At 31.1% G+C, this 11176-nt stretch carries 8 protein-coding genes, 11 tRNA genes and 2 rRNA genes; 5 read left to right on the forward strand and 16 right to left on the reverse strand.

The window, feature by feature from the left end:
* Positions 1–77: 77 nt before the first annotated feature.
* The 6 genes from nuoK to AC15TD_RS13830 form a co-directional block, all read right to left on the reverse strand.
* Positions 78–383, reverse strand: coding sequence for an NADH-quinone oxidoreductase subunit NuoK (gene nuoK / locus AC15TD_RS13805; protein ID WP_484452739.1), 306 nt, complete (start codon positions 381–383; stop codon positions 78–80).
* 32 nt (positions 384–415) lie between these two features.
* Positions 416–487 (reverse strand) — tRNA-Met (locus tag AC15TD_RS13810).
* A 124-nt stretch (positions 488–611) separates the two neighbouring features.
* A 16S ribosomal RNA gene (locus AC15TD_RS13815) occupies positions 612–2121 on the reverse strand.
* A gap of 86 nt (positions 2122–2207) precedes the next feature.
* Positions 2208–4818, reverse strand: a 23S ribosomal RNA gene (locus tag AC15TD_RS13820).
* Positions 4819–4958: 140 nt separating this feature from the next.
* A tRNA-Asp gene (locus tag AC15TD_RS13825) sits at positions 4959–5031 on the reverse strand.
* A gap of 43 nt (positions 5032–5074) precedes the next feature.
* Positions 5075–5299, reverse strand: coding sequence for an ATP synthase subunit C family protein (locus AC15TD_RS13830; RefSeq protein WP_484452740.1), 225 nt, complete (start codon positions 5297–5299; stop codon positions 5075–5077).
* Between the two features lie 88 nt (positions 5300–5387).
* Between AC15TD_RS13830 and AC15TD_RS13835 the strand changes: the two genes are divergently transcribed.
* The 4 genes from AC15TD_RS13835 to AC15TD_RS13850 all read left to right on the forward strand — a co-directional run bounded on the left by AC15TD_RS13835 (position 5388) and on the right by AC15TD_RS13850 (position 8141).
* A tRNA-Pro gene (locus tag AC15TD_RS13835) sits at positions 5388–5461 on the forward strand.
* Positions 5437–7470, forward strand: coding sequence for an NADH-quinone oxidoreductase subunit L (gene nuoL, locus AC15TD_RS13840; RefSeq protein WP_484452741.1), 2034 nt, complete (start codon positions 5437–5439; stop codon positions 7468–7470). The genes AC15TD_RS13835 and nuoL overlap by 25 nt, the downstream gene beginning before the upstream one ends.
* A 16-nt stretch (positions 7471–7486) precedes the next feature.
* A complete protein-coding gene (ndhC, locus tag AC15TD_RS13845; RefSeq protein ID WP_484452742.1) occupies positions 7487–7849 on the forward strand; it encodes an NADH-quinone oxidoreductase subunit A in 363 nt (120 codons plus the stop codon).
* 13 nt (positions 7850–7862) lie between these two features.
* A complete protein-coding gene (locus tag AC15TD_RS13850; RefSeq protein ID WP_484452743.1) occupies positions 7863–8141 on the forward strand; it encodes a hypothetical protein in 279 nt (92 codons plus the stop codon).
* 85 nt (positions 8142–8226) lie between these two features.
* On the opposite strand, the gene AC15TD_RS13855 is transcribed toward AC15TD_RS13850, so the two are convergent.
* From AC15TD_RS13855 to AC15TD_RS13900, 10 genes are all read right to left on the reverse strand, one after another.
* A tRNA-Met gene (locus tag AC15TD_RS13855) sits at positions 8227–8300 on the reverse strand.
* An 89-nt stretch (positions 8301–8389) separates the two neighbouring features.
* Complete coding sequence (locus AC15TD_RS13860) at positions 8390–9289, reverse strand: NADH-quinone oxidoreductase subunit J (RefSeq protein ID WP_484452744.1); 900 nt, start codon at positions 9287–9289, stop codon at positions 8390–8392.
* A gap of 39 nt (positions 9290–9328) precedes the next feature.
* Positions 9329–9411: transfer RNA gene (locus tag AC15TD_RS13865), tRNA-Tyr, on the reverse strand.
* A gap of 68 nt (positions 9412–9479) precedes the next feature.
* A complete protein-coding gene (locus AC15TD_RS13870) occupies positions 9480–9689 on the reverse strand; it encodes a hypothetical protein (RefSeq protein WP_484452745.1) in 210 nt (69 codons plus the stop codon).
* 1 nt (position 9690) lies between these two features.
* Positions 9691–10221 (reverse strand): complex I 30 kDa subunit family protein, encoded by a 531-nt coding sequence (locus tag AC15TD_RS13875; protein ID WP_484452746.1) that lies wholly within the window; start codon positions 10219–10221, stop codon positions 9691–9693.
* Positions 10222–10244: 23 nt separating this feature from the next.
* Positions 10245–10324 (reverse strand) — tRNA-Leu (locus tag AC15TD_RS13880).
* A 9-nt stretch (positions 10325–10333) separates the two neighbouring features.
* A tRNA-Gln gene (locus AC15TD_RS13885) sits at positions 10334–10404 on the reverse strand.
* Positions 10405–10477: 73 nt separating this feature from the next.
* Positions 10478–10550: transfer RNA gene (locus AC15TD_RS13890), tRNA-His, on the reverse strand.
* Positions 10551–10619: 69 nt separating this feature from the next.
* Positions 10620–10691 (reverse strand) — tRNA-Trp (locus tag AC15TD_RS13895).
* 73 nt (positions 10692–10764) lie between these two features.
* Positions 10765–10837: transfer RNA gene (locus tag AC15TD_RS13900), tRNA-Ala, on the reverse strand.
* A gap of 125 nt (positions 10838–10962) precedes the next feature.
* On the opposite strand from AC15TD_RS13900, the gene AC15TD_RS13905 reads away from it, so the two are divergent.
* Positions 10963–11033, forward strand: a tRNA-Cys gene (locus tag AC15TD_RS13905).
* Positions 11034–11176 lie beyond the last annotated feature (143 nt).

Here is an 11176-nt window from a genome sequence, read left to right on the forward strand (position 1 = left end):
AAGTAAGAAGATTTTCATTTATTTATTTATTTATTAAAATAATTATATATTATATGTTATATTATTATAGTGGTTAATTATCCCCTTAATAATCCATATTTAGACAATTTAATAGTATTATTACGACGATAGTATACAAGAACAATAGCCAAACCAATTGCAGACTCCGATGCTGCTACAGCAAGAATAAATAATGCAAAAACTTGACCGCATATGTCATCTAAATATACAGAAAATACTACAAAGTTTATATCTACAGAAAATAGAACTATTTCAATACATATTAAAATAATTAGTAAGTTAGTTCTATTTACTATAATTCCATAAAAAGCAATACAAAATAAAAAAAAAGTTAAAAACAAATAATCAAATAGAGTTGGCATTAAAATAGAAAAAAGTATAATTTATACTAAAATACCGGAGACAGGAGTTGAACCTATTATCATTAGATTATGATTCTAAAGCTTTACCATTAAGCTACTCTGGTTTTCTATGAGTTTAATTCATAACTTTGATTTTTAAACACTTGTTACTCTATTAAAATTATAATAATAATTATAAACCGCATATTATAAAATTTTCTTAACATTTATCAAAAAATAACAAAGACTTTTTAATTAACTCCAGCCGCACGTTCTCGTACGGCTACCTTGTTACGACTTCATCCCAGTTATATCTCTCTCTTTTAGCTACAAGTTTAACAAATAAATTTAAATTAAAGTACAATAAATAGAATTCACTTAAACTTATTATGCCGCATGTAACCTTCTAGTGAAACACACTTCCAGCATGTGACGGGCGGTGTGTGCAAGGTTTAAGTACTAATTCACCGTGACATCCTGATTCACGATTACTAGTGATTCCATCTTTATGAAAACAAGTTTCAGTTTTCAATCCGAACTGAGGAAGTGGTTATTGATTAACTTTGAATAAATTCGTAACACTTTGCACTTCCCATTGTAACACGTGTGTAGCCCAGTTCATAAGGGCCATAAGGACTTGACGTCGTCTCAACCTTCCTCCTATATATCATAAGCAGTGTTTGTAGTTGAATAATAACTTAGCATAACAACAAATAGAGATTGCGTTCGTTAAGGGACTTAACCAAACATATCACTACACGAACTGACGACAGCCATGCAACACCTGTATAAAATTTATATATTTTCTTACAAAAATAACTTTATATATCAAGAACTGGTAAGGTTAGGCGCGTAGTATCGCATTAAACCACATGTTCCACCACTTGTATAAACCCCCGTCAATTCCTTTGAGTTTTAACCTTGCGGTCGTACTACTCAGGCGGAGTGCTTCACGCTTTCGCTTTTGCTGAACAAAAATTTTTGTTCCTTAGCACTCATATTTGAGGGTGTGGACTAACAGGGTCTCTAATCCTACTCGCTCCCCACACTCTAGTTCCTCAACGTTAGCAAAAACCTAGGAAGTCGCCTATGCTAATCGGTGTTCTTTTGTATATCTTAAGATACCATCCCTACTTACAAAATTCCACTTCCCTTATTTTTCCTCCAGTTAAGTTGTATTAAATAGCTTTCCAAATTTGATTCGGTCTTTACCATTGAACAATACAAAACCATCTACGAACCCTATACGCCCAGTCATTACGGATAACGCTCGCTCCCATCGTCTAACCGCGGCTGCTGGCACGAAGTTGGCCGGAGCTCTTTCAAAAAAATCTATGTCATGATGAAATTTTTTATAGAACTTTACAACTACAAAGAGTATTCATCGTTCATGTAGTATAGCTGGATCACGTGTTAACGCATTGTCCAATATTCCTCACTGCTGGCTTCAAAGAAGCCTGGGCCTTGTCTCAGTCCCAGTGTGGTTGTTCATCCTCTCAGATCAACTAAAAATCATTGGCTTGGTAAGCTTTTACCTTACCAACAACCTAATTTTTCATAAGTTCATTTCAAAATGAAGTTAACGTCCTAAGATTTTACAAAAGTTTTATGTTGATGACTTTATGTTAAAATTTAATTTTGATGTAGTTTTAACTTATGGTTTTACTCACCCGTTTGCCATGGATTTAATCCATTCGACTTGCATGTGTTAGGCTTACTACTAGCGTTCATCCGGAGCCAGGATCAAACTCATTTAAAAGTCAAGATTTCTTTTCATTTGAATAGTTTTTATATAAAAGTTTAGTATAATTTTTAGAATAGAATTTTAATGTATTAATTTAATAAAAATAGTTGATGTTAGTAATGATAAGCTAAATATATTGCTATACTTGCACTTTCATCCTATTAACCTAATAGTTTTTTAGGTATCTACAAAACTTAATCTTCAGCTAACCTTCCCCCTTAATATGCTTTCAGGGGTTATGTTTTATTCATTTAACTACCCGGCAATGCTTATTAAAACAACCGGAAAATCAGTGATGAAAAGTCACCGGTCCTTTCGTACAAAGTTTCAATGCTGTCAAGTTTCAACGCTCACAGTAGATAGGGACCAAACTGTCTCACGACGTTCTAAACCCAACTCACGTACCACTTTAATTGGCGAACAGCCAAACCCTTGGAAGCTTTTCCACCTCCAGGATGTGATGAGTCGACATCGAGGTGCCAAACTCCCCCGTCGATCGGAACTCTAGAGGGGAATCAGCCTGTTATCCCTGGCGTACCTTTTATTCGTTGAGCGATAGTTATTCCACAATAAACTACCGGATCACTATGGCCGACTTGCGTCCCTGTTAGAGAAGTTTCTCATACAGTCAAGCATACATATAGCATTACCCTAAAAGCATTCATCATAAAAGCCTAATATACCATTGCGCGCCTCCGTTACTCTTTTGGAGGCGACCGCCCCAGTCAAACTACCCATCAGCTACTGTCCATATTGTTAGTTTTATAAAATTTTAGTCAGTGGTTTTTCATTGTTGGCGTTTGCCTCCCACCTAGCTACATACTAAAATTTATAAAACAATAGCTGACTATAGTAAAGGTGCACAGGGTCTTTCCGTCTAGCTGTAAGAAGATTGCATCTTCACAATCATTTTAATTTCAGTGAGGTCATGTTGGAGACAGTGGGGAAGTCGTTACGCCATTCATGCCGGTCGGAACTTACCCGACAAAGAATTTCGCTACCTTTGGACCGTCAAGGTTACAGCCGCCGTTTACGGGGGTTTCCTTTAAAAGCCTGAACTTTCAAAATTTACCTTACCGCACCGGGCAGGCGTCAGTCCCTATACATCATCAATTGATTTTGCAGAGACCTGTGTTTTTAATAAACAGTCGCTACCCCTTATTCAGTGCCAACGCGTAAAAAAAGAAAATATAAAAATAAACGTCCCCTCTTATTCCGAAGTTACGAGGTTAATTTGCCGAGTTCCTTCAACATGATTATCTCATTGCCTAAGTAATATACACGATTTCACCTGAGTTGGTTTAAGTACGGTGCTTTATGGTTTTTGGCTATTTCCTGAAAATCGTAGTTTTATAACTTTTAATAGAATCTTTAATTTATAAAGTATATAAATTAAAGATTTTATAAAGAATATATAAAATTAAGAATTTTGTCACCAAAAACGCAAGAAAATATTCGACCCATCAATATTTGCTTTCACAAAAAATTTTAGGGACCGTTTTATATAACGTATGTTATAAATTCGACGCGGTTAATCCTTTCGTCGAAAACCTTAAAATTTCGGCCACAAGGTTTTAACCTTATTAAATCTTACTCATGTCAACATTAGCATTTCTGATATCCCTATTAAAAGTTTCCTTTTAACTTATAGATTTACAGAATGTTCTGCTACCCTTTTAACTATAAAAGTTGCAGTTTCGGTTATAAGTTTAAGCCCTTAATATTTTAGCGCCTTATATCTAGGCCAGTGAGCTGTTACGCTTTCTTTAAAGAATGGCTGCTTCCAAGCCTATCTTCTGACTGTTTACGAATAAAGACTACTTTCGTCACTTAACCTATGATTTTGGACCTTAACTAGCAATTTGGGCTGTTTCCCTTTTAACAATGGACCTTCGCATCCAATGTTTGTCTGCTTTTAAATAGCTTGTGTATTCGGAGTTTGCCAAAAGTCAGTAAAATTAAAAATCCCCCTTCTTTAAACAGTGCTCTACCCCACCGCTTAGTTTAAAAACGCTCTACTTAAATAGATTTCGCAGAAAACCAGATATCACCAAGTTTGATTAGCCTTTCACCCCTAAACTCAAATCATCCCAGTATTTTGCCACATACACGGGTTCGGTCCTCAAAAGTGTGTTACCACAACGATATCAACCTGTTCAAGTTTAGATCACCTGGTTTCGGGTATAATTAAACAAACTGTAACGAACGTTAATTCTCGGTTTCCCTACGCCTACAATATAAATTTAAGCTCGCTTATTTAATTAACTTGTTGACCCATTATACAAAAGGTACGCCGTCACTAACGATAAAAGTAGCTCCGACTAATAGTTTGCTTGTAATTTCACATCTTTCCTTCACAGTACTCGTTCACTGTCGGTAAAAGAATTTAGTTTAGGCTTTGAGGGTGGTCCCCCAATCTTCATACATGATAAGTTGTCACGTACTACATTACAAAATTATATATATATAAGTTTTCTTATATTTATATAAAGCCTGTTCCAAGTTCGCTCACCACTACTATCGGAATCTCGGTTGATTTTAATACGTGGTACTAAGATGTTTCAATTCCCATATGATTTTTGTCGCAACAAACTTTGGTTTCCCATATTTAGAAAAAATAGCTTCCCAGCAAAATTATGCTCCACTATAAGTTTCGTAGTTTTTACGTCATTTTATCCTTTTCCAAGATATCCCTTACAAGCATTAAAAAATAAATGAATTAAAATTAAAAATATATTTAAAAATGTGTCTTAATTTAATTTAATTTAGAAATAGAAGATTTAAGCTGAGTCCCTTAAAGTATTTGGCCTAAATCTTGTCGCACTTGAGTTCGGTATGGGTTCAGGCGAAAACGGAAATGACGAGACTTGAACTCGCAGTCTTCGGTACGACAAACCGATGCTTCGCCAGTTAAGCTACATTTCCCATATTAAATACAATATAATAAATATAAATTAATTTATATTTATTATAGAGCAAAAAGAATTAAAAAAGCTATTATTAAAGCAAATAAAGCAATTGCTTCAGTAAGAGCAAATCCTAAAATAGCAATACGAAATAATTCTTCTTTTATAGAAGGATTACGAGAAGTACCTAAAACTAATGCTCCAAAAACAGTACCAATACCTACTCCTGCTCCTGCTAATCCGATTGTAGCTAGACCTGCTCCGATATATTTAGCTCCTAATACCATTTATTTTTAATATTTAAAAATTGTTATTAAACCTTTTACATAAAACCTTAAATTTAAAATGTTGTTAAAAAATAAAAACAAACATTTTCGAGATGTGGCGTAGTTTGGAAGCGTATTTGTTTTGGGAACAAAAGGTCATGGGTTCAAATCCCATCATCTCGTATTTCGTAAAAGCTAGAAGAAGAATGTATTTGACTATTTTAATATTACCACTTTGCGGTTGTATTGCTTCAGGCTTATTTGGTAGATATCTCGGAGTTTTTGGAAGTGGTCTAGTTAGTACCGTTTGTTGTGGTCTTTCTAGTTTAATTTCCCTATTTTGTTTTTATGAAGTGGTTTTTAATTCTAGCAAATGTATTATAACAATATTAACTTGGATTCAAGTAAGTTCCTTTAATGTAAATTGGGGGTTTTTATTTGATACTTTAAGTATAATTATACTGTTTGTAGTCACTTTTATTTCTTTTTTAGTTCATATGTATTCTATAGAATACATACGCGAAGATCCACATCTTCCTCGTTTTATATCTTACTTATCTTTATTTACATTTTTTATATTAATTTTAGTAAGTTCAGATAATTTTCTACAGATGTTTATAGGGTGGGAAGGTATCGGGTTATCTTCTTATTTACTAATTAATTTTTGGTTTACTCGAATTCAAGCTAATAAAGCTGGAATTAAAGCTATAGTAGTTAATAGAGTGGGTGATTTTGGACTTGCTTTAGCAATTCTGGGTATTTATTTAAACTTTGAAACAATCGAATATGCATCGGTTTTTGCTATAATCCCGGCATTAAAGGGTCAAAGTTTTTACTTTGGTAGTTATTATTATCCTACACTGGATTTAATTGGATTTTTACTTTTTTGGGGAGCTTGTGGAAAATCTGCTCAATTAGGACTTCATACTTGGTTACCTGATGCAATAGAAGGTCCAACTCCAGTTTCTGCTTTAATTCATGCTGCTACTTTAGTAACTGGTGGAGTATTTTTATTAGCACGTTGTTCTCCATTACTGGAATATGCTCCAGGAGCTTTGGCACTTATTATTTTATTGGGAGGGGCTACGGCTTTTTTTGCAGGAACAGTTGGTCTTGTACAAAATGATATTAAACGTGTTATCGCTTATTCTACTTGTAGTCAATTAGGTTACATAATTTTTGCTTGTGGATGTAGTCAGTATCATTTAGGGGTGTATCATTTAGCAAATCATGCTTTTTTTAAAGCTTTATTATTTTTAGCTGCAGGTTCATTAATTCATGGATTAGAAAATGAACAAGATATAAGAAAAATAGGTGGATTAAGAAAGTTATTACCCTTTACTTATTCTATAATAGTTATCGGTTCTTTTTCATTAATAGGTTTACCCTTTTTAACTGGATTTTATTCAAAAGACAGTATTTTAGAAGGTGCTTATGCTAAGTATTCAGTTGCGGGATACTTTGCGTACCAATGTGGAAGTTTTGCCGCTTTTTTAACTGGATTTTATTCTTTAAGAATATTATATTTATGTTTTTTATCTAAATCAAATGGTTATCGTCCAATTATCGTAGGTGCTCACGAATCTTCTAGTTTGATAACTTCACCATTAGGATTATTAGCCATTCCAAGTCTTTTTTGTGGTTATTTAATAAAAGATCTTTTTGTTGGATTTGGGAGCCCTGCCTGGGCAAACTCTATTTTTACTCATCCCTTTAATATAGGTGATTCTGAATTTTTGCCCGTGTTTGCAAAATTTTTTCCGGTATTAATGGGTACATTGGGTGGAGTATTAGCGTTTTTTTTCTATACAAAGTATAAAACTTTCCTGTTCTTTTTAAAAAGAACAGAAAAGGGAAAGATATTTTATAACTTTTTAAATAGAAAATGGTTTTTCGATAAAATTTATAACGTTTATATTTCTCAAGTTTTATTAAATGTAGCTTATCATACTACTTATAAGACAATTGACAAAGGAGTTATTGAAAATTTAGGACCTATTAATTTATCAATATTACTAAAACAAATATCGGAATTTGTTTCTATTTTTCAAAAAACTGGAAATATTTATAGATTAGCTTTATTTATAGTAATAGGATTGTTAATTTTAATTACTATTATACTTTTTAGTTTAGTAAATACTATGGCTTGGTATTTTCTAGTACTTAGCTTAATTTTTTTTAAATTGGATTAAAATAAATATAAAATAAATGTTTTTTTTAACAGAATATTCAAATATTGCCTTTTATGCATTGGTATCTGCGATTCTAGCCATTTTAATTCTTTTATTGTCTTATATAATAAGTACACGTTTACCAGATACTGAAAAATTATCTACGTATGAATGTGGATTTGACCCGTATGAAGATGCTAGAAATCCTTTTGATGTTCGTTTTTATCTTGTTGCTATTCTATTCATTATTTTTGATATTGAAAGTGTTTTTTTATTTCCTTGGGGAGCTTCACTTGCATGGTTATCTCCTACCGGTATTTGGGCTATAGTCGACTTTTTTCTTGAACTTTGTTTAGGATTTGCCTATGCCTGGAAAGTTGGAGCTTTAGAATGGGAATAAGATTTAATTAAACATGCAATTAAATTGTAAAGATAAAATAAAACGTTCAAACGTTTTTATACTTGAAGAAAAAAAAAAGTGTTTTAAAAGCATTAAAACAAATAACATTTTAGTGTGTTCTTGGTGGTCGAGACATAAGTTAAGTTCTTTAACACAACTAAAAATAAGAAATAGATGTATTATTACTCAAAGAGGAAAAAGTATTAAAAAAAGTTTTAAATTATCTCGTATTGAATTAAAAAGATGGGTACAGAAGAAAAAACTTTTTGGACTTAATACAGCTAGTTGGTAAAAATATTTTTGTTAAAATTTTCTTTTATAAGACAAATATAAATATAGATAGATAAAAGCCATTTAATTTTGGTAAGAGATACAAAATGCGAATATAGGATTTGAACCTATGACTACCAGATAATGAGTCTGATGAGCTGCCTGACTGCTCTAATTCGCTTATCACCTTTAATATCTAATTAATAAAATTTTAAATAAGTAAATAAAGTATTAAAAATTTATACTGTAAACAAACACAAGCAATATAAATTATAAAGTAATTTTTCCAATTATGCTAGAACGAGTAGTTTGTATAAAAATTTTTTGTTTTAAGCTTATACTAGTATTGTAACCACGAGTTAAACTAATAGCACCAATTATTGCTACAAGTAAAATGAGTCCACAAACAATAAAATGGATATTATATTCTGTATAAAGTATTTTTCCTAAATTTGTAAGATTTGATTGTATATCATATGTGTTAAAATTTTCATCCGACGCATATACTACTTTAGATGCTTGACAAGGATAAGGTACTAATATTTTTTGTTTTTTATTATAAAGAGTTGCTAAACTATAAGAAGTATAATTTTCTATTAATGGTAGTTCAATTTCATATAATTCAGTTTCCCCTTTTTCATTTTCTGCCCAAAATGATGTTGTAACATAAGCCTTTCCGTTTTCATCTCTATAATTTTTTAAAGTTTGTTCTGTCCCTGGTACATCCCAAGGTACTCTAGAATAAACTTGTTGATATGGAGTGGTAAAATAAATTGGATTTTCAAATTGATCATCCGGTTCCTGTTTAAGGTTGATAATTCTTCCGTTATATTTTTCGTGATTTAAAAAGGTTAATGAATAAGTTAAAGAGCTTAGACCTATTGAAGAAAAAAATATAATAATTATATTTCGGTAATTTATTTGAGTAGAACCTAATTTAATTTTTAATATTATAACAATAAATAAAAATAGAACTGCTACCGCACCAGCGTATACGATGATAAAGACATAAGGTAAAAAATCAACTCCTAGAAATATTAATAAAAAACTACCTGTCACAAAAAATGTAACTAAATGTAACACTGCGTATACAGGATTTTGATTCGCAAATGTAATTATTATTGCAGTAAACAAACAAATTACTTTAAAAATAAAAAAAACTTTTATCATTATTAAGATTTATTAATAGTGTCTGCTTCCTTTTCGTAAAGAAGGGGGTAGGATTTGAACCTACGTAGGAATAATCCAATTGATTTACAATCAATCACCATTAACCACTCGGTCACCGCTTCTTAAAATTATTAATAATTAAATATCAAGACTTAATAGAATGAAAATTTAAAAACAAATAAGTTTTATTTTAATCCGATTCTGAACCAGATTCAATATTTGATTTTATTTTTTTTATTAGCTCTAAATTAGGTTCAGTTTTATTCCAAGAAGGACTAACTGTAATATCGTTTGCTCTTAATAAAAGTCTAGTATTAAAAGGATGAACCCAGTTATACAAAGAACTTCCGTCTTCTAAAATTTGTAATTGATAAAAATTACGAAGTATAGCTCTTTTCATTTTAAAATCGATAATCAAATACTCTAAAAATTTGATCTATATCTATTTTACCCATGACCACTCGTTTACAATTTTGATCGTAATAGAAATCTGCGTAACCATTACAAGGAAAATCTTTACGTAATGGATGCCCATTAAAACCGTAATCTGTTAAAATACGTCTTAAATCCGGATGATTATCAAAAAATACACCAAATATATCCCATGCTTCTCTTTCCCACCAATTAGCACAAGGATATAATATAGTAATACTTGAAATATTTGTTAATTCATTAGTATAAATTTTTAGTCTAAACCTACTATTAAAGATACTTAACAATTCATAAACTAATTCAAATCGATTTTTACGTTCCGGGTAGTCAACAGCAGAAATACAAGTTAAAATTTTGTATTGAGTAAGTGAAGAATCTCGTAAAAATCTTAAAGTTGATACCAAATCTTTTAATAAGCAGCTAGCGGTATAAAATTCAGAGTTTTTTTTTTTTTTACGATATGTTAAAGGCAATGATTTAAAAATATTCAGTTTTTTCATTTTTTAATAAAATTAAAAACAATTACCAAAAAAGGGATTTGAACCCCTACTCTTACGAACTGGAACCTAAACCCAGCGTGTCTACCAATTTCACCATTTTGGCTTTTTCAATCTGGAGCAAAAGGATTCGAACCTATGATGCCCGTACCAAAAACGGGTGCCTTTCCTCTTGGCTATGCTCCAACAAAAAATATTTTATTTTTGAAGTATATATTTATAATTTAAATAAAATATTTTCCTTTTTCTAACAATAATAGGTAAATAACGGGATTTGAACCCATGACCTACGGAACCACAACCCGCCACTCTACCGTTTGAGCTATATTTACCTTATATTATTATATTAAATTTAATATCTAAATAGTAAAATAATTTCTAATAGGATTAATTATCTAATACAAGAAAAAAAGGATTCGAACCTTTACTTTGCGGCTTTGGAAACCGATGTTCTACCGTTAAACTATTTTCTTTTATTAAAGTTTAAATAAAAATTTATGTTTATAACAAATCTACTTATGGTATATAATTATAAGACATTAAAGTAGGAAATAACCAGACTTGAACTGGTAACCTTGTGCGTGCAAAGCAAATGCTCCACCAATTGAGCTATATTCCCAATAAATGCGTAAAATTTGATTTAAATTCAACAATAATTTATTTAGTTTTAAATAAACTTAGTTGGCCTCAAATTGAAAATATAATACGCTACTAAAAATGCACTTTTTAATTAATTATAATATTGGTAGTGTGGTATAATGGTATAACATCGGATTGCAAATCCGAAAATAGTGGTTCAATTCCACTCACTACTTTAATATTTACAAAAAAGGGGGAAACGATATAAAACGTTAAAAGTATTTAAAACAAAATTTTTAGAAATTGAATCTTCTACATGAAATTTTTTTTTAATAATTTCAAACAAAACAAAAAACGCATACCATTTGTTTTTTAAACT

Source organism: Yeosuana sp. (genome assembly GCF_057126245.1).